The sequence below is a fragment of the Limosilactobacillus urinaemulieris genome (assembly GCF_014838745.1).
Taxonomy (GTDB): Bacteria; Bacillota; Bacilli; order Lactobacillales; family Lactobacillaceae; genus Limosilactobacillus; species Limosilactobacillus urinaemulieris.
This window is the reverse complement of record NZ_JABUXR010000011.1, coordinates 57,809-77,639: the sequence shown is the minus strand read 5'-3', so window position 1 is coordinate 77,639 and position 19,831 is coordinate 57,809. Positions and strand designations below refer to the sequence as shown.

At 41.6% G+C, this 19,831-nt stretch carries 18 protein-coding genes; 13 read left to right on the top strand and 5 right to left on the bottom strand.

Translation table 11 applies throughout. From position 1 onward, the window contains the following. Window positions 1-152: 152 nt before the first annotated feature. The 4 genes from HUK45_RS06645 to HUK45_RS06630 form a co-directional block, all read right to left on the bottom strand. Entirely contained in the window at window positions 153-1,028 is an 876-nt protein-coding gene (locus HUK45_RS06645) for a LysR family transcriptional regulator (RefSeq protein ID WP_191911660.1), read from the bottom strand. Window positions 1,029-1,040: 12 nt separating this feature from the next. Continuing rightward, complete coding sequence (locus HUK45_RS06640; protein WP_191911659.1) at window positions 1,041-2,282, bottom strand: glutamate-5-semialdehyde dehydrogenase; 1,242 nt, start codon at window positions 2,280-2,282, stop codon at window positions 1,041-1,043. A 268-nt stretch (window positions 2,283-2,550) separates the two neighbouring features. Further along, a complete protein-coding gene (gene proB / locus HUK45_RS06635; RefSeq protein WP_413230824.1) occupies window positions 2,551-3,351 on the bottom strand; it encodes a glutamate 5-kinase in 801 nt (266 codons plus the stop codon). 223 nt (window positions 3,352-3,574) lie between these two features. Continuing rightward, window positions 3,575-5,527: an ABC-F family ATP-binding cassette domain-containing protein gene (locus tag HUK45_RS06630; protein WP_191911657.1), complete on the bottom strand. Its 1,953-nt coding sequence runs from the start codon at window positions 5,525-5,527 to the stop codon at window positions 3,575-3,577. 263 nt (window positions 5,528-5,790) lie between these two features. Between HUK45_RS06630 and HUK45_RS06625 the strand changes: the two genes are divergently transcribed. The 4 genes from HUK45_RS06625 to HUK45_RS09580 all read left to right on the top strand — a co-directional run bounded on the left by HUK45_RS06625 (window position 5,791) and on the right by HUK45_RS09580 (window position 9,768). Beyond that, window positions 5,791-6,447, top strand: coding sequence for a redox-sensing transcriptional repressor Rex (locus tag HUK45_RS06625; RefSeq protein WP_191911656.1), 657 nt, complete (start codon window positions 5,791-5,793; stop codon window positions 6,445-6,447). A gap of 180 nt (window positions 6,448-6,627) precedes the next feature. Beyond that, a complete protein-coding gene (groES, locus tag HUK45_RS06620; RefSeq protein ID WP_102168655.1) occupies window positions 6,628-6,912 on the top strand; it encodes a co-chaperone GroES in 285 nt (94 codons plus the stop codon). A gap of 55 nt (window positions 6,913-6,967) precedes the next feature. Continuing rightward, complete coding sequence (groL, locus tag HUK45_RS06615) at window positions 6,968-8,596, top strand: chaperonin GroEL (protein WP_191911655.1); 1,629 nt, start codon at window positions 6,968-6,970, stop codon at window positions 8,594-8,596. Window positions 8,597-8,799: 203 nt separating this feature from the next. Next, a complete protein-coding gene (locus HUK45_RS09580) occupies window positions 8,800-9,768 on the top strand; it encodes a YSIRK-type signal peptide-containing protein (RefSeq protein WP_235972060.1) in 969 nt (322 codons plus the stop codon). Here HUK45_RS09580 and HUK45_RS06605 read toward each other — a convergent pair. Further along, window positions 9,745-10,671 carry a magnesium transporter CorA family protein gene (locus HUK45_RS06605; RefSeq protein WP_191911654.1) on the bottom strand — a complete coding sequence of 309 codons (927 nt, stop codon included), beginning with the start codon at window positions 10,669-10,671 and terminating at the stop codon, window positions 9,745-9,747. The two genes, HUK45_RS09580 and HUK45_RS06605, sit on opposite strands and share 24 nt — an antisense overlap. A 239-nt stretch (window positions 10,672-10,910) precedes the next feature. Here HUK45_RS06605 and HUK45_RS06600 point away from each other — a divergent pair, with 239 nt between their 5' ends. The 9 genes from HUK45_RS06600 (at window position 10,911) to HUK45_RS06560 (ending at window position 19,792) form a co-directional block, all read left to right on the top strand. Further along, window positions 10,911-11,309, top strand: coding sequence for a MarR family winged helix-turn-helix transcriptional regulator (locus tag HUK45_RS06600; RefSeq protein ID WP_191911653.1), 399 nt, complete (start codon window positions 10,911-10,913; stop codon window positions 11,307-11,309). A gap of 72 nt (window positions 11,310-11,381) precedes the next feature. Beyond that, entirely contained in the window at window positions 11,382-12,101 is a 720-nt protein-coding gene (locus HUK45_RS06595; RefSeq protein ID WP_191911652.1) for a B3/B4 domain-containing protein, read from the top strand. 91 nt (window positions 12,102-12,192) lie between these two features. Further along, window positions 12,193-13,431 (top strand): serine hydroxymethyltransferase, encoded by a 1,239-nt coding sequence (glyA, locus tag HUK45_RS06590; protein ID WP_191911651.1) that lies wholly within the window; start codon window positions 12,193-12,195, stop codon window positions 13,429-13,431. A gap of 117 nt (window positions 13,432-13,548) precedes the next feature. Next, on the top strand, window positions 13,549-14,589 hold the full coding sequence (locus tag HUK45_RS06585; protein WP_191911650.1) for a zinc-binding dehydrogenase: 1,041 nt from the start codon (window positions 13,549-13,551) through the stop codon (window positions 14,587-14,589). A 109-nt stretch (window positions 14,590-14,698) separates the two neighbouring features. Further along, on the top strand, window positions 14,699-15,379 hold the full coding sequence (locus HUK45_RS06580) for a matrixin family metalloprotease (protein WP_191911649.1): 681 nt from the start codon (window positions 14,699-14,701) through the stop codon (window positions 15,377-15,379). An 85-nt stretch (window positions 15,380-15,464) separates the two neighbouring features. Beyond that, a complete protein-coding gene (locus HUK45_RS06575; RefSeq protein WP_206683793.1) occupies window positions 15,465-15,836 on the top strand; it encodes a cupredoxin domain-containing protein in 372 nt (123 codons plus the stop codon). After that, a complete protein-coding gene (locus HUK45_RS06570) occupies window positions 15,836-17,758 on the top strand; it encodes a copper-translocating P-type ATPase (RefSeq protein ID WP_191911648.1) in 1,923 nt (640 codons plus the stop codon). Before HUK45_RS06575 ends, HUK45_RS06570 begins: the two co-directional genes overlap by 1 nt. A 171-nt stretch (window positions 17,759-17,929) precedes the next feature. Then, on the top strand, window positions 17,930-18,487 hold the full coding sequence (gene efp / locus HUK45_RS06565) for an elongation factor P (RefSeq protein WP_040530735.1): 558 nt from the start codon (window positions 17,930-17,932) through the stop codon (window positions 18,485-18,487). A gap of 285 nt (window positions 18,488-18,772) precedes the next feature. After that, window positions 18,773-19,792 (top strand): hypothetical protein, encoded by a 1,020-nt coding sequence (locus tag HUK45_RS06560; RefSeq protein WP_191911647.1) that lies wholly within the window; start codon window positions 18,773-18,775, stop codon window positions 19,790-19,792. The last annotated feature ends 39 nt before the right edge of the window (window positions 19,793-19,831 follow it).

The window sequence follows — 19,831 nt, the reverse complement described above, 5'->3', positions numbered from 1 at the left end:
AAGATCGCCGGGAGGCTGTCCATATTTAGTATTAATTTTAAGAAAAGGAAGAACCGCTCAGAATTTCAAATGAAATTCCGAACGGTTCTCTTAATTTAAAGGACTTATGTCACAGCCCCTTCAGTTTTAAAATAATTTTTAAGGCTATTAGTCTACTTTATTGTCATTAACTTGATAATATTTTTTGAAAGATGATAATTCGGTCGATAGATCCAACCAAGTTCAAAGTGGCTATCTAAAAATGGCGAAATATTAATTGGCAGGAATTTTTTAAAAATTGGATTATCACTTAACTCAATTTGAAAATCTCGAGCAAGAATAGCGCCATTTAATTGATCGGCAATTTTAGCAACAGCATCATTGCTTCCACCATGGAATATAACATTTAATGGACCGATACGGCTTTGCAATACGTCAAATAGGTGATCGTTATACTCATCTTCAAACAGGAAAAAGTTCAATTTGTGAAGTTCCTTTATTGAGATTAAATGTTGTAGTAGTGGGTTGTCTTTTTTAACGTATATCCGGAGACTTCCTTTGCGAATGAGTTTAAACTTCAAATTGCCCAAAGTCTTTTTAGCTGCTCTGTTTATTGCTACTAACCCGATATCAAATTGGCCATTTTTGACCAACGTAATAATTTTACTGGAAGGGAACTCACCCATATTAAGACTTAATTTAACTCCAGATTGTTGGAGATTAATGAAATTTTGTTCAATAAATGAAGTGGTATTGGCAAGAGCTATTCGAATGTTTTCTTTATTAGCTGTTTTGATTTCTTGAGCACCAGTAATCATTTGATTATATGAGGAGATAAACTGCTTGGCGAGCGGAAGAAATGCTTGTCCCTTTTTCGTTAGAACGGTTCCTTGACGAGAACGTTGAACAAGTGAGAAGCCTAGTTCTATTTCTAATAGTGAAATGGCTTTACTTAAACCGGCTTGACTAATATGTAATTGATTAGCTGCGGTGGTTATCGTTTTATTATTTGCTAGTACAACGAAATACTTGATTTGTTCAATTATCATTGCGAATTAGCCCTATTTTCTTACCTGACCGTTACCAGTAATCTCGTATTTAATGGTAGTTAATTGGTGTAATCCCATTGGTCCGCGGGCGTGAAGTTTTTGGGTACTAATACCAATTTCAGCCCCGAAGCCAAACATTCCGCCATCGGTAAAGCGGGTAGAAGCGTTAACGTAAACGCACGCGGAGTCGATTTGTTCTTGGAATTGGCGACCCCGTTCAAGACTATTAGTAATAATGGTTTCGGAGTGGTGAGTACTGTGATTGTTGATGTGATTAATAGCTTCATCAAGGTCATCAACCACCTTAACCGCCATGATGAGATCGTTGTATTCGGTGTCCCAGTCTTCAGTGGTTGCTGGTGCAATTTCTGGAACAATTTCACAGGCAGTTTGGTCACCGCGTAATTGAACGCTATGATCGATTAAAGCATGGGCAATAGTTGGTAAGTATTGCTTAGCGACGTTTTTGTGAATTAGTAGTTTTTCGGCGGCGTTGCAAACAGAAGGGCGTTGTACTTTTGCGTTGACGGTAATCGCGGTAGCCATCTTGAGATCAGCATCCTTATCAATGTAAACGTGACAATTACCAGCTCCGGTCTCAATTACTGGAATGGTCGCGGTTTTTACTACTCGTTGGATTAATCCACGGCCACCTCGCGGAATCAGAACGTCAATGTAGTCTGTTAAATTCATCATTTCCTGGGCGCTTTCATGACTCGGATCGGAGACCATTTGAATGGCATCAGCGGGAAGGTTATCTTGAACTAATGCTTCACGGAGAACTTTGGCAATTGCCAGATTAGTTTGTAAGGCTTCTTTACCGCCACGAAGAATGACGGCATTACCGCTCTTAAAGGTTAAGCCAGTTGCATCGGCAGTAACGTTTGGTCGAGCTTCAAAAATAATTCCGATGACACCAAGCGGAACTCGTCGTTGAATGATTTGAAGACCATCATCACTGATCCATCCCCGATCAATTTGTGCAGTCGGATCAGAAAGCTGGGTGATAGAACGAAGACCATTTGCCATATCAGTGATCCGTTGCTCGTTAAGCATTAAACGATCAAGAAACTTCTTTGGCATTTCATTAGCATTTGCTAGATCCCGTTTATTAGCTTCAAGAATAGTAGCTTGGTTGGCAATTAAAGCATTAGCCATTGATTGAAGTCCATGATTTTTAGTAGAAGTATCGAGAAGTGCTAATTTATGTGCGGCAGTTTTGGCTTGTTGACCAATTTGATTAAGTGATGTCATGATATGATCCTCCTTGGTTGAATTTTAAGTTTTTTTCTACTGTTATATGGTTAAGCTCTGCTCAGTCTAGGCTTCCTCGAGATGATGTTCTAGGCGACTGAGTCGAAACGTGTTTAGCCTAAGCTCCCTCGAGCTAACGTTCTAGGCTGCATAGTCGAAACGTGCTTCGTCTGAGTTTCCTAGAGCTAGCAACCTCCTTCCTAGGCGCAAGCCGCCTTCGTCAGGAGAAATTGCTAGCCTTCCGGAAACTCTTTGAGACGAAGGCACTCTATTTTCCGAACCTCGTTCCTACTTCTTCGTTACCGTCGAGGATTTGGAAGATAATTTTGGGATCGCGGCCGTTGCAAAGAACCATGTGTTGGTTAGCTTGCATAATAGTAGCAGCGGCACGGAGTTTAGTAACCATCCCGCCAGTTCCAAATTGGGTACTGCTACCACTTGCGGCTTGTTCTAATTCCGGGGTCATTTCGCTAACGTGACGAATGGGGTGTGCATCGGTAAATTTATGCGGATCACGATCGTAGAAAGCGTCAATATCAGAAAGAACGATTAGCAGATCGGCCTTAATTTTAGTAGCAACCTGAGCAGAGAGTTCATCGTTATCACTGAAAGTGGTGTGGTGATCCAGCTCATCAACTGAAACTGGATCGTTTTCATTGATAATTGGTACGACTGCATCACCGAGAAGGGTCTCAATTGTATTTAGAATATGTTGTCGGCTAACCGGATAATCAAGAACATCGCGGGTTAATAGTATTTGCCCGACCTTAGTCTGGTAGTCCAAGAAGCGTTGGGAATAGATCCGCATTAGCTCGGTTTGACCAATTGCGGCCAGGGCCTGTTGCTGGGCAATTTCAGCTGAGCGTTTTGTCAAGCCGAGACTGGCAAGGCTAACACCAATCGCACCGGAAGAAACTAAAACCATTTCGTAACCCTGATGATTTAAAGTTGCGAGGGTATACGCAAGACGGTCAATTGTCCGTAAATTAACCTGACCATTGGGGTAGATTAAACTACTTGTCCCGACCTTAACGACAATGCGTTGATGTTGCTTTCCCATATTAACCATCCCTTCTAAACAAAAAGCATGCCTATGTCGAGGCACCAGTTACGGCGTTACCATCCTCGTTCAAAGACATGCTTTACTCTTTTTCAAAAATATTATTTACGTGTTGGATTAGAAATGATTAGGATTCGGAATTATGTAAGTGGCTCTCAGCCGGTGACCACCATTCTCTGGAACTTCCTACTTAGATCATTTGATTGCAGTTTACTTTCTTCTTGGCTAAAAGTCAACTATTTTCTTGATCGAACTTCTCTAATTCTTCAGCTGCATTAGTCCACTCTAACTCGACTTCTTCAGATTGCTCATTTAACTTATTCAGTTGTTTTTGTAAATCCGCAAGTTGTCCAATGTCAGTAGCAACTTCTGGTTGACTCATCTGTTCTTGGATTGCTTGTGACTGTTCCTCAAGGGAAGCCATTTGGTTTTCTAACTTGTCAACTTGACGCTGAAGCTTTCGCCGAGCACGCTGGGTTTCCTTACTTTGTTGGTAAGATTGTTGAGCACTGGATTTCTTTGGTTTAGCTGCAGAGTTAACTTGTTGGCCATCCTGTTTCGTAGATGAAGCTAATTCCTTATTAACGGCTTCAAGGTAGTCATCATAATCACCTTCATAATGCTTAATTCCGGTAGCACTCATGTCAAGAACATCCGTAGCAACCTGGTTAATAAAGTACCGGTCGTGGGAAATAAACAGGACCGTTCCAGAAAATTCGTTGATTGCATTTTCAAGGACTTCACGACTATCAATATCTAAGTGGTTTGTTGGTTCATCAAGAATTAAGAAGTTAATTGGTTTAAAAGAAAGTTTAGTTAATTCTAGCCGGGCCTTTTCTCCACCGGAAAGGTCATGAACCAGTTTATAAACATCATCACCAACGAAGAGAAAACTACCAAGGAGAGAGCGAATATCCTTTTCGGGAATGTTTGGATGATCGTCCCAAACTTCATTTAAAACTGATTTTTCGGGATGAAGTTGCTGCTGTTCCTGATCGTAGTAACCAATTTGTAAGTTAGCGCCTAGTTTAATTGAACCGCTAACCAGTGGAATCCGATCCAAAATTGATTTTAACAGGGTTGATTTACCAATTCCATTAGGTCCAATGATTCCAACTCGTTGGGGCTTGCGAACGGAAAACGACAGTGGCCCGGCAAGCTTTTGATCATTATAACCAACAACTGCGTGATCAACGTCCAGGACTTCATTACCGCTATCCTTATCACTGTGAAAATGAAAGTGGATTGACCGATCGTCAGTCTCGGGACGATCCAGCCGCTCCATTTTTTCTAATTGTTTCCGGCGCGCCTGAGCACGTTTTGTGGTTGATGCCCGAACAATGTTGCGATTGACAAAGTCTTCAAGCTTCGCAATCTTCTTTTGTTGCTGTTCATAGTGCTTCCATTCAGCGGTAAGCCATTCCTGCTTATGTTGCATAAATTGGGTGTAATTACCAGTATAATGCCGCAATGTATGGTTATCGAGATCATAAATATCGGAAACAACTCGGTCAAGGAAATACCGGTCGTGAGAAACAACAAGGAGTGCGCCTTGGTAGCTTTTTAGATAATCTTCTAACCATGCAAGGACGTTCATATCTAAGTGGTTTGTTGGTTCATCTAGGATCAAAAGGTCAGGAGACTGCAGAAGGATCTTAGCAAGAGCCAGCTTTGTCTTTTGTCCCCCAGATAAGGAATTAATCGCGGTTTGGTAGTCAGCCTCTTCAAATCCAAATCCTTTTAAGATTCCCCGCATTCGCGACTTGTACTCAAAACCACCCTGTTTCTTGAAAGCGGATTGGAGTTGGGAATATTTTTCCGTAGTTAGTTGAAATTCTTTCGTTGCTGGATCGAGTGAAGCTAATTGGTCTTCCAACTGGTGAATTTGCTTTTCCATTTTATGGAGGGGAGCAAACACTAGGTCAAGCTCAGCCCAGATACTATTTTGGCTGTCCAATCCTTGATCCTGGGCTAGGTAACCGATAGTCAGGTTCTTGCTCTTAGAAATTGTCCCTTCATCAGGACTAGTGATTCCGGCAATCATTTTTAATAGGGTCGTTTTTCCGGCACCATTACGACCGACAAGGGCAGTTCGTCCATGTTCTTGAATTTGGAGATTGATGTCATGAAAGAGGACATCCGCGCCAAAGCGACGCATTACATTATTGGCTTGCAAAAGAATCATTTTGTTTACCTCGTTCTTCAAAAGATGTACTTTTCCATTATACGCTGGTTGACCCTGATTTCACAAAGCTTAACCTACAAATTACGTTAACGATTAAGCAAATGAAAAATTTTTTAAAAATAATTTTGTTTGAGTGTTCACAATAGGAGAGTTTGTTGCTAGAATAATAAGAGAATTGGATTTCACAAACTAGCAAAATTGAGTAAAGATTTTAAGCTCACTAATGTTGAATAACATAAAAATCGTAGGAGGAATAACAAAGAATGGTTACCAAGAAAATTCCTAAGGCAACGGCAAAACGTTTACCAATTTATTACCGTTACCTTAGTGTACTATTGAGTGCAAATAAGCGACGGGTTTCATCGACGGAGCTTTCAGAAGCGGTTCAGGTTGATTCCGCAACCATCCGTCGTGACTTTTCTTATTTTGGTGAATTGGGAAAGCGGGGCTATGGTTATGATGTTGAGAGCCTGTTGAACTTCTTCAAGGGAATCCTAAATCAGGATACCCTTACTAACGTGGCCCTTGTTGGTGTCGGCTCATTAGGAAGTGCGCTCCTTAACTATAATTTCCATCAAGATACTAACTTGCGGATTAGTGCAGCGTTCGATACTAAGCCGGAATTAGCAAATACTGTAAAGAGCGGGATCCCAATTTACCCAGCAAGTGAGATGCAAAAGCAAATTAAGGAACAGCAGATCGATGCCGTGATTTTAACTGTTCCAAGCTCAACTTCTCAAAAGGTTGCGGATCAATTAGTTAGCGTTGGGGTAAAGGGGATTTTGAACTTTACGCCAGTTCGTCTCTCGGTTCCAAAGAATGTTCAAGTGCAAAATATTGACTTAACTAATGAACTCCAAACGTTAATCTACTTCATCAAGAATTATGCTGAAAATAATCATGATGAGAAAACAATCTAAACTATAGAATCGTCGGTAGTTACGCTAGATGTAATTACCGACGACTTTTTAGTTAGCATCGTCTGAAGAGCATATTGGTTGCAATCAACTCTAAAAATGGTATAGTAGAAAATGTAATTAGCACTTGGTACATGAGAGTGCTAATTTGAGTATGGAATTTATCAAAATGGAGGGATTAACGTGTTAAAACCATTAGGAGATCGCGTTCTTCTTAAAGCAGAAACAGAAGAAGAAAAGACTGTTGGTGGCATTGTTCTTGCTTCTAACGTTAAGGAAAAGCCTACTACAGGAAAGGTAATTGCTGTTGGTGCTGGACGGACTTTAGATAATGGAGAAAAGTTAGCACCAGTTGTTAAGGAAGGCGATCGCGTCCTCTTTGATAAGTATGCCGGAAATGAAGTTGAATACGACGGCGAAAAGTACCTCGTTGTTCATGAAAAGGACCTTGTTGCTATTGTTGAATAAGTAGCTAGGGTTTAGTTGATGACAGCATTAATATTAATATGAGGTGAATAAAAAAATGGCAAAAGAAATTAAGTTTTCTGAAGATGCACGGAGCTCAATGCTTCGCGGTGTTGATAAGTTAGCTGGCACAGTTAAGACCACTATGGGACCAAAGGGACGGAACGTTGTCCTTGAACAAAGCTATGGCACACCAACCATTACTAATGATGGTGTTACAATCGCTAAGAGCATCGAATTAGAAAATCATTTTGAAAACATGGGTGCTAAGCTTGTTTCTGAAGTAGCTTCCAAGACCAATGACATTGCTGGTGACGGTACTACCACTGCTACTGTTTTGACCCAAGCAATTGTTAATGCCGGAATGAAGAACGTTACTTCTGGTGCTAACCCAGTTGGTATTCGTCGGGGAATTGACAAGGCTACTGAAGCTGCTGTTGAAGCATTAAAGAAGATGTCCCATGACGTTAAGACCAAGGATGACATTGCACAAATCGCTTCAATTTCAGCTGCTAACCCAGAAGTTGGTAAGTTGATTGCCGATGCAATGGAAAAGGTTGGTAACGATGGTGTTATCACTATTGAAGATTCCCGTGGTGTTGAAACCAGCGTTGACGTTGTTGAAGGGATGAGCTTTGATCGCGGTTACATGTCACAATACATGGTTACCGACAATGATAAGATGGAAGCTGACTTGGATAACCCATACATTTTGATTACTGACAAGAAGATTAGCAACATTCAAGACATTTTGCCACTTCTTCAATCAGTTGTTCAAGAAGGCCGTTCACTCTTAATTATCGCTGATGACATTACTGGTGAAGCACTGCCAACCCTTGTTTTGAACAAGATTCGGGGAACCTTTAACGTTGTTGCTGTTAAGGCTCCAGGATTTGGCGACCGGCGGAAGGCTCAATTGCAAGATATCGCTGTTTTGACTGGTGGTACTGTTATTTCTGATGACTTAGGAATGAGCTTGAAGGATGCTACTGTTGATCAACTTGGTCAAGCTAACAAGGTAACCGTTACTAAGGACAGTACTACTATTGTTGATGGTAAGGGTTCCAAGGAAGCAATCACTGAACGGGTTGACCAAATTAAGCAAGCAATTAGTAAGTCAACTTCTGACTTTGACAAGGAAAAGCTTCAAGAACGTCTTGCAAAGCTTTCTGGTGGTGTTGCTGTTGTTAAGGTTGGTGCTGCAACTGAAACCGAATTGAAGGAAAAGAAGTACCGGATTGAAGATGCCTTGAATGCTACCCGGGCTGCTGTTCAAGAAGGTTTCGTTCCTGGTGGTGGTACTGCCTTAGTAAACGTTCTTCCAGCATTAGATGACATTAAGGCTACTGGCGATGAAGCTACTGGTGTTAACATCGTTAAGGATGCTTTGGAAGCACCAGTTCGTCAAATTGCTGAAAACGCCGGTGTTGAAGGCTCAGTAATTGTTAACCAATTGAAGAGCGAAAAGCCAGGAATTGGTTACAACGCTGCTGATGGCAAGTTTGAAGATATGGTTGAAGCCGGAATTGTTGACCCAACCAAGGTTACCCGTTCTGCACTTCAAAACGCTGCATCAGTATCCGCATTGTTGTTGACTACTGAAGCAGTTGTTGCTGACAAGCCAGAACCAAATGATAACCAAACTCCAGCTCCTCAACCAGGTGCCGGAATGGGTGGAATGATGTAATTCCGCTAATCACAAATTAAATTTAATTAATTAAAAGACTGTCGGTCCTTCGTTAAAAAGCGAGGGGCTGGCAGTCTTTTTGCTTATCGTTTGAGTTGTTGGAATTAGTTTTCAATAGGTTAAATTGATCGTATAATTAATTAAATCGATTGAAGTTATAGTTTTAATTATTAGATAGTTAGCTAATGGGGAGGAAATGGACATTGTCTAGTAGAAATACTCAAGAATATTTACGTAAAATGGAAAAGCAACGTCAACGTTTCGGATTAAGAAAACTTACAGTTGGCGTTGCTTCAGTTTTACTAGGAACGACTATTGTTATTGGAGGAAGTACGGTAGCCCACGCTGATAGCAATTCATCGGTGAAGCCTGAAACGGGTTCTTCGGAAAGTGCATCCTCTTCAGCGGTAGCCATTCAGTCTGAAAAGACGGTTAGCTTATCAAATAAGCAAGGCGATAAAGCCCAGAATTCGGAAAAATCAAAGTCAACAGCGGAAACGACGACCCTTAATTCAGAGCAGACACAACAACCACTTACGCAGGATGCGGTTAAGGAACAGAAAATTCAAGACGGGGATAGCCAAGTAAAACATACTGAATTTACGGCTGATAAAACTGATATTAGTTCAGGTGATAACATTACCTTTAACTTCAATACCAATGAGGCTAAGGCGGGGGATGTTTACAAAGTTATCATTCCCGAAACCAGTGATGGCTTTGACGCAACCGACTCAGATGGCAATGGAATTGATACAGTTGATTTTGGTCAATTCCAAGGTGATTACGGGAACGGAAGTTTAGCTTATGATAAAGTCAATAAACAGTGGGTGCTGACTGATACTTTTACTAAGGATAATGCCAATACGCAGCCAATTATTTTGTCTACAAATAGTTCTTTTGATACAAGTAAGCTTCATTCAACTGGTACATTTAAGCGTAATGCTTATTTGTATAAGAATGGTCAATTACTTAAGACAGTTGAATTTAATCAAAAAGTCTCTACTTATGTAAACTTAGCTTGGAAACATAAAGACGGTGTATATTCTAGTGATGAAGCCATATATACAACGGCAGGTAAAGAAGTAACGAATAAGGCAATTCTGGCTAATACGGATTATGTTTGGAAGCCAATTATTAGTACTTTTTACTTAACGATAACTCTTTCTTTTTAGGTAAATTGCAATGATAATGGCCAAGCTTACTGAAATAGTGACGGTAAACCAAAAACCAAACTGAGTATTTTTCCACGGGAGACCACCGACATTCATTCCCATAAATCCAGAAACTAATGCTGCGGTAGCAATTACTAGCCCAGCGGAATCAAGAAACTTCATTAGGTTATTTAAACTGGAATTCATCATTTCGGTAAATAAGCCGCTAATTGAATCGAGGAGATCACGAAAAATATGGATTGTTTTAGTAAGTCGCCGTTGCTGAATGTCTAATTCAAAGCAAAGATCTTTTTGGTGAATGGTTTCTAATAGGGGGTTCTTAATAAAGGCGGTAATTGTTTCCGACTGATCGTTCATGGTGTGTTCAAAGAAAACTAATTTTCTGGTTAGGTTAGTTAATGTTCTTAGTTCATCATTGTTGAATGACTCTTGGGCAGCGGCATCAAGGCGGTCAATTTCCGGTTTATATTTTAAAAGAGCGTTCATTAGATTTTGCTGGCATTTTAGGATATAGCCTGTAATGAAATCAATAATTTGTGACTTCTTTTCAGCAAGCTGTCGTTGGCACGTTTCGCTATTATCCGTGCAAACGATTAAAGTATCCTGGTTAAAAATCATAATGGCAGGAGTTAGCTGGTTTTCAATTTTTTCTGGTTCGGTAATAAAGTCATAGACTACCAGAATATGCCCTCCTGGAAGAGCGTTGCTGATAAGCGGGTGGTAACGTGAAACCTCTTCGGGAGACGAGCAGTAGTCAAACGTTAAGGGGTCGAGATCAAAGGAACGACAAACTTGATGGAGTTCTTTTTTACTCGCTCGTGTAAGCAAAATCAAATTACAGTCTTTGAGGTCTGCAGGAGACTTTTCTGAGCTATAAGTTGAAAGCTGGTATTTTGTTAGCATGGGTCACCTCACAATAATTATTGGAAACTTTATAGCTTGATTCTAGCATAGTCTTGTGTTTAACAGGCTTTAGCGATTAAAAGTTAATGGACTTCTTACCAGTTTATGAATCTCTTTAACTTTACTCAGGGATGCAGGAGTTTATTCAAAAATTGTTGCGCATAAGGCGAGATAATTTAAATTTTTGTTGCATTTGCAACAAAAATAAATATAATAAAAAGGGTAAGGAGATATTTATCATGATTGACATTTTGCGTGAGGTGGGAATGATTGAGCGAGCGCTTGATTCAATTTCCAACATTGAATTTAAGGACATTAACTTATCTAATCTGCAATTTCTTTATGTGGTACGGATTTATGAGCACCCAGGAATTATCGCTGAGCAACTTGCTAATCTGATAAAGGTCGATCGGACAACCCTTGCCCGTGCTGTACGACGTTTGGAAAAACAGGGTTATGTCTATCGGGAAAGTGATCCAGATAATAAAAAGATTAAACACCTTTACGTTACGGAAAAGGGGAAACGAATTTATCCTTTTATTATCCGAGAAAATTCGCATTCAAATGAGGTGGCGTTAACGGGCTTCACAGCAAAAGAAGCACAGCAGGTTCATGATTATTTGACCCGAATTCGTTAAAATATTGATGCTGATTGGAAATTCGTTAAGCATGGTGGCAAGAGAAAATATTAACTAGAGGAGCGATTTAAAATGGATCAAGTAACAGTCGATCAAGGCTTCTGGGATCTCTTCCCGGACGCTCAAGTGAATATTTTGTACGCAAACGGAATTGATAACCACGATAATGATGAGAACATTGCTGAACGACGGAAGCTGCTTCACAATGCAACCGAGGAAGCACAGAAGTTCCTAACAAACGAAACATTCCGGTTAAATCCAGTGATTGACCAATGGCGAAAGGCTTACCAACAATTTAAGAAAAAGAAGGGTGCGCGGGCATCTGTTGAGGCATTATTAAAGCGAGCTGATCAAGGACGAACTTTTGAACCAATTAATCCGCTAGTTGATGTTTACAACAGTGTTTCAATGACTTATGGCGTTCCGGTTGGAATTGAAGACCGGGATAAGATTACTGGCGACATGCACCTGGGAATTGCAAAGGGCGGCGAAGCGTTTGATTCGGTTGGTGACGGCAAAAATGAGCCAGCCCTTGAAGGTGAAGTCCTTTGGTACGACAATGAGGGCGCGGTTTGTCGTTGCCTGAACTGGCGTGACGGTGAACGGACGATGCTGACTGAAGATTCACAAAACGTGGTTGCCGTAATTGAATCAGTTAATGCTGAGCAAACCAAGCGGGCAAACGAAGCGATGGATGAATTAAGTAAGTTAATCAACCATTACTTTGGTGTTGAAACAAGTCAAGTATTCCACCTAACTAAGGACAACCCAACAGCAGTGGTGCCAAAGTAATTAATTTAATTAAGACTAGGAATGTTCCTGGTCTTTTTTTGATATAATCAATTTAGTAATGTTGTGTTGAAGCGATTAAGGAGTGATCTTGATGGATTATGCAGGAAAGTTACCAGAATTATGGGCAGCAATTAAAAATGAGGAACAACGACAACAGGAAACGATTGAGCTGATCGCTTCCGAAAATATTGTTTCTAAGGAAGTTCGGGAAGCGCAAGGATCCGTATTAACTAATAAGTATGCGGAAGGTTATCCGGGTAAACGGTACTATGGTGGTTGTCAATATATTGATCAAGTTGAACAATTAGCAATTGACTACGCAAAGAAGCTTTTCGGTGCTGAATATGCGAACGTTCAACCCCACTCCGGTTCACAAGCAAATATGGCAGTTTATCAGGCACTCCTTAAACCAGGGGATAAGATCCTTGGAATGGGAATGGATGCTGGTGGTCATTTAACTCACGGCGCAAAGGTAAACTTCTCAGGAAAAGTTTATGAATCATATAGTTACGGCTTAAATCCATCAACTGAGGAACTTGATTTTGATCAGATCGAGCAATTAGCGTTGGAAATTAATCCGCGGTTGATCGTAGCTGGAGCTTCTGCTTATAGCAAGATTATTGATTGGCAAAAATTCCGTAAAATTGCGGATGAAATTGGCGCACACTTAATGGTTGATATGGCGCATATTGCTGGGTTAGTAGCCACGGGTGCTCATCCTAGCCCGGTACCAGTTGCGGACGTTGTGACAACGACTACTCACAAGACTCTCCGTGGGCCTCGTGGTGGGATGATCCTTTCTAAGTCGTCAGAAATTGGTAAGAAGATTAACTCAGCGCTTTTCCCTGGAACTCAGGGTGGCCCGCTGGAACACGTCATTGCCGGGAAAGCTCAGGCATTTTATGAGGACCTTCAGCCACAATTTACCGACTATATTAACCAGGTTGTCAAAAATGCCGCAGCAATGGCTGATGAATTTAATCAGTCCGACACGATTAGGGTTGTATCTGGGGGCACTGATAACCACTTAATGGTAATTGACATTACTAAGACTGGTATTACCGGTAAGGATGCCCAAGACCTATTGGATGGGGTTCACATTACAACGAATAAGGAATCAATTCCAAACGATCAACGGAGTCCGTTCGTGACAAGTGGTTTGCGGATTGGAACCCCAGCAGTAACTAGTCGGGGCTTTAAGGAAGCTGATGTTTGTCAGGTAGCTGATTTAATTATTAAGTTGCTGGAACATGCTGACGATGAAGCGGTCAAGGAAGAAGTTGCCCGGCAAGTCCATGAGCTAACTAGTAAGCACCCAATTGAAGAATAATTAGGGAAGAATTATTCTGTAAACGAATAGCAGGTCATAGGAAGAAAGCATTTTCATTTACGGCGTTTTTTCCTTATAATAAAGGGGAATGTTATTGCAAGGAAAGGAGTCCTCAAAATGAAGAAGGCATTTTTTGCTAAGGCAGGACAAATGGAATTAAAGGACGTAGAAAAGCCAACAGTTCAAGCGGCCGATGATGTAATTTTAAAGATCGTACGGACTTGTGTATGTGGATCAGATCTCTGGAACTTCCGGGGGATTAACCCACTCAAGGGCGGTGAAGAAAACTCCGGTCACGAAGCTTTAGGAATTGTTGAAGAAGTCGGGGATGACATTACTACGGTTAAGCCTGGCGACTTTGTAATTGCCCCATTTACTCATGGCTGTGGTCAATGCGCTGCTTGTCGTGCGGGATTCGACGGCTCATGTGAAGAGCATGCTGATAACTTTAGTAATGGTGTTCAAGGAGAATACTACCGCTTCCAACATGGTCAATGGTCACTTGTTAAGGTTCCTGGTCAACCAAGCGATTACAGCGAAGGAATGCTGAAGTCACTTTTGACCCTTGCCGATGTAATGGCTACTGGGTATCATGCTGCCCGGGTTGCTAACGTTAAGGCTGGCGATACCGTTGTTATTATGGGTGACGGTGCGGTTGGCCTTTGTGCAATTATCGCTGCTAAGATGCGTGGCGCTAAGAAGATCATTTCTACCAGTCGGCATGCAGATCGAGAAGCCTTGGCGAAGGAATTCGGGGCAACTGATAATGTTGCTGAGCGTGGTGACGAAGCCGTCAAGAAGATTATGGAATTGACTCATGGTGACGGTGCCGATGCTGTTCTTGAATATGTTGGGACTGAACAATCAACTGATACAGCAATGAAGGTTGACCGTCCAGGCGCCATTGTTGGTCGGGTTGGCTTGCCACACACGCCAAAACAAGATATGACTGCCCCATTCTACAAGAACACGATTGTTGCTGGTGGTCCAGCTTCAGTTACTACTTACGACAAGGCTGTTCTTCTTAAGGCCGTTCTCGATGGCGAGATTAATCTTGGTAAGGTCTTCACTAAGACGTTTACCCTTGACCAAATTCAGGATGCATATAAGGCAATGGATGACCGTCAAGTTATTAAGTCTTACGTTGTAATTGACTAAGCAAATTAATAAATTAAACAAATCGTCCTCTGATTTGTCAGGTCATTATTCTTGACGAATTGAAGGACGATTTTTTAAATTAAGGACGAATGTGGAAGGAGGGGTGAAGATGCGTCGTTATTTCTTATTGTTCTTGACGTTAATAACGGTTGGCTTAATTACTCAGCCGGCTAGTGCTGATGATAATAATACATCACTGCCAACAAGCTATTTCAACCAGGATGCTGAAGATGCCAGTTCAAACGATTTTAGTTTTAATGATTCTGACCAGACGCCAAATAGCCAGAAACTAGCAATTCCTCAGAATACCCCAACACCCCTTGAAGGGATCAGGTGGCGGAAACGGACGATCCTGATCTATATGCGGACCACTGATCCCCAATTAAAAGCTGCTTTCCGAAGTGCGGTCAAGAAGTGGAACCAGGTTAAAGTGATTAAACTTAAGTGGACGAAAAATGAGGATAAGGCCAACATCATTGCCACGGATAGTGATCTTTCTGCTCATACCAGCAACAACGGGGTCGGTTATCAGACAGCCCAGCTGGGAGAGACTAAGACGGAGTACAATCCTGATACCCATGAATTACATAAGGCAACCTCAATTCTTGATCCTTACCAGCTAGACTATACTAACCCAGAATTTCGGAGTGAGGTTGCTCAGCACGAGCTAGGACACGCCTTAGGATTGGCCCACGCTCCAGAATATCAGCATAGTGTCATGGTACCGCGTAATATTCGCAACGGAATTACCAAACAGGATCAGAAAAGCATTCGACTCCTTTACCAATAAGTTTTTATTGTTGACAAATGTAAACAACAATTTACAATAAGATTATAAATTACATCTGTAAACGATAAAAGCGGAGGAAATTATCATGGTACAAATCATTGTTTTAATCGTAGCGATTGCATTAATTGCGGGAATTATTTGGTGGTTCTTTGGCAAACATACCGAAAGCAGTGAAAGGGCAACGGTTAATGATCAACACCAAGTTGCAACAGTTGTGGTTCACGGTGGCTATTCTCCAGAAAAAGTTGTTTTGAAAAAGGGGGTTCCAGCAACCGTTAACTTTGAGATGAAGGACGGCACTGCTTGTTTATCCCACGTTGTTTTTAGTAAGTTGGGAATTGATAAGGACCTTACTAAGCAACCAGTAACTTCAATTAAGATTCCTACTGATAAGGCTGGTGAATACAACTTTGCCTGTGGGATGGATATGTTCCATGGAAAGGTGGTTGTTAAGTAATGAAACTATCTAGCATTCAGCGTTTTTGGATTTCATTTATTTTAACGATCCCGATGATCATTCAAATGTTGGCAATGCCGTTTCATTGGATGATACCTGGATATAATTGGATTGCTTTAATTACGACAACTTTAGTAATGCTTGTGGCAGCGGTACCTTACTGGACGAGTGCGTGGGTTGCTTTTAAGAATCATCATGCGAACATGAATACTTTAGTTGCGTTAGGGACAGGAATTGCCTATTTCTATAGTATTTTTGCAATGGCAACTGGGCGTGAGGTTTACTTTGAAAGTGCTGATTTTATTGCCGTTTTCGTATTACTCGGTGATACGATGGAAGAGCGGATGCATAATAACGCGTCAAACGCTCTAAAGAAACTTCTCGACCTGCAAGTAAAGGAAGCTGACGTCTTACGGGATGGTAAGTTTGTTCAAGTACCATTAAGCCAAGTTAAAAAGGGAGACATTGTTCGGGTTAAACCTGGACAGAAGATCGCCGTTGATGGAGTTGTTACGAAAGGATCGACAACTGTTGATGAGTCAATGGTGACCGGTGAAAGTATGCCAGTGAGAAAGAAGGTCGGCGATAACGTAATCGGTTCGACGATTAATGGTGACGGGGCAATTGAATTTCGGGCCACGAAGGTTGGGGATGAAACCGTCCTTGCTCAGATTGTTGAGATGGTCAAGAAAGCCCAAACCAGCCATGCGCCAATTCAGAATCTCACTGACCGAATTTCAGGAATCTTTGTTCCAGCGGTCTTGATTATTGCAATTATCACCTTTGTAGTGTGGTATGTCTTCCTTGGGGCACCGGCAGTAAACGCGATGCTTTTTGCGGTAGCCGTGATTGTAATTGCCTGCCCATGTGCATTAGGGTTAGCGACCCCAACGGCATTAATGGTTGGAACAAGTCGCGCTGCCAAGATGGGGGTTTTAATTAAGGACGGTCAGGCACTTGAAGAGATTAATGCTGTAAAGACAATCGCCTTTGATAAAACCGGAACGATTACTGTTGGTAAGCCAACTGTTACTGATGTGGTCGGTAAGCCAACTAGGGTTTTACAGGTTGCCGGAAGTTTGGAAGCATCATCCGAACACCCGCTTGCTAAGGCGATCGTAGAAAAAGCTCAGCAAGAGAAGGTTGAACTTCTTCAAGTAACCGAGTTCGAGGCAGTTGAAGGCCAAGGGGTAACAGCCAAACTTGACGGTCAGCCAGTATTTGTCGGAAGCTTGAAATTAGCAGGAAACGAACAGTTAACAGAAAAGCAGAAGGAATGGGCAAGCAAACTTCAAAATGAAGCCAAGACGGTGGTTTATGTTGGCCTTGGCAATGAAGTTATTGGGTTGATTGCTATTCAAGATACGCCAAAGAAGAGTTCTGCTACGGCAATCGCCCAGTTAAAAGCACGAGGACTTCGGACGGTAATGATTACCGGTGATAATGAACAGGTCGCCCAAGCGATTGCAAAGGAGGTTGGCATTGATGAAGTGGTTGCCGGTGTAATGCCGAACCAAAAGTCGGCCGTGATTGAATCGCTGCAAAAGAATGGTAAAAAGGTTGCCTTTGTTGGTGACGGAATTAATGACGCCCCCGCTTTGACAACGGCTGATGTCGGAATTGCGATGGGTTCAGGAACTGATATCGCGATTGAATCGGGAAGCATTGTCCTTGTTAAAAATGATCTACGTGGCGTTGTCCGAGCATTGTCGATTAGTCAAAAGACCTTTAATCGAATTAAGCTAAACCTCTTCTGGGCATTAATCTATAACGTTATTGGAATCCCAATTGCTGCTGGTGTCTTTGTTAGTGCTGGCTTGACTCTCAGCCCAGAATTTGCCGCATTAGCGATGGCCTTTAGTTCCGTTTCTGTTGTTACCTCTTCATTGTTATTAAATTGGACAAAAATTGAGGACGCTTAAGACTTAATTTTTGAATTTAACTAAATTGCTGTAGTAGGTGTGATACAATAAGAACTGAATGCTTTATGAGCAAAATTACGAACGAAGCCATGAGGACGGGATTAATGTGATCCTGGATCATACTCTCATTGTGGGAGCGTAGTTCAAAAATACGTGAAGGAGTTTTTAGTTATGATTCAAACAATCGATCTGAAAAAAGGAATGGTTTTTGAACGCGGTGGCAAGTTGCTCCGGGTTCTTCAAATCAACCACCACAAGCCAGGTAAGGGTAATACCTTAATGCAAATGGACATCCAAGACGTTCGGACTGGTTCTATTGTCCACACTACTATGCGTCCATCCGAAAAGGTTGAACAGGTTAATGTTGACAAGCGTCAAGCACAATACCTTTACGACCAAGGTGATGCTTCAGTATTCATGGACATGGAAAACTATGACCAATACGAAGTTTCTGCTAGTCAATTAGGCGACGACAAGAAGTACTTGGTTGAAAACATGAAGGTTACTGTTAACTTTGTTGATGGTGAAATCGTTGGGATCGAATTGCCAACCACTGTAGAACTTGAAGTTGCTGATACCCAACCAATGATCAAGGGTGCTACTATTGATGGTGGTGGTAAGCCAGCTACAATGACTACTGGTTTAGTTGTTAACGTTCCTGCCTTCATCAAGAATGGTGACAAGCTGATCATCAACACTACTGATGGATCTTACAAGTCACGTGCCTAAATTAGAGTGCGAGCCCGTTAAAACTTTCCGATGGCTAACGATTTCTCCGCTGAACGGCGTCTTGCCGTCGGAGGCGGAGGTCGTTAGCTCAAGGAAGGTTAGGGCGAGCCGATCTCGACTATGTAGCCTAGAACGTGTTACACATTAAATCAAAAAAGACTAAGCTGAATTTTCAGCTTAGTCTTTTTTGACTAGTGGGTGTTATCGCTTGAATAAGAATTTGACTTCGAACAATTGTTCTAGTATATTTAGATAACAATTTGTTTTAGTGGAGTAGTGACGATTTTGAAAAAGATAATCACAATGACGGCTGAACGCAGAGCTGGCATTTTAAAACAATTAAATAAGCGACAGATCGAAGCCCTTAGTGAGTTTACTCGCTTCACGATGCTTTCGCAGTTCCATACTCGTCACTATTTACAAAATACTGATTGGCAGTTTGTGGGGATGGTTGTTGATCCCTGGTATCGACGAGCACACGGGCACCATGGCGAAAATCTTTATTGTGATTGTGGGCGCCGGTTAAAGAACCAGTTTATTCTTCACTCACGTTCGACAGGTAAACGGTTATATTTAGGAATTACTCACTTTCAACAGCATGCAAGTATCCCGATGACAGTTGCTAAGGAAATCCAGCGGGGGATCAATGAGGTTCATTTGTACATGGATAGCATCCTGTTGAAGTACCAATCTGGGCAACGCTTCCCTGAGAAATTATTTGACTATGCATACCAACATAATGGGTTTAAGAATCGGGAAAGTACAGTTTTATTTCAACGCTGCCAGCTTTTTAGTCAGGTTAATTTACCACTATATGAAACTGATGAACATGACTTACGCGCCCTAGTTGAACAGTTGAAAGCAGGAAATCGACCACGGTTAACCAAAGAGCAGATCCGCCAGTTATTAGCATCAACCGCTAATGACTGGCGACAGATAGAGCAACAGATTACATTACTTACGTACCAGCTAAGTGAACAAGGATTAGGACAACAGGAACTTCACCGGGTAAAAAGCAATGCGACAAATTATTCTCTTCAAAGAAGGAAGAGTCGGTTCTTAGTCCAAAATTGGAAGGCACTTAATACACTAACCCTGACTAAGGCGCGGACCCAGCTAGCAATCAAACTGCGTGAGCTCGCATTCTACGTTTTAATAACTGAGCCGCTTGCAGAACAATTAATGATTAGTCGGACACAAGCACTGCAGATTCTAAAGATACATCGTTATCCAGTAAAATCATCTCATTCATTTGGCGTTCGGGAAGCCAGACAGCTGGTGACGACTATCGTAAGTGAACGGTAAAGAGTAGAATAAGGAGAGGATAGACGCGGATCAAATTGG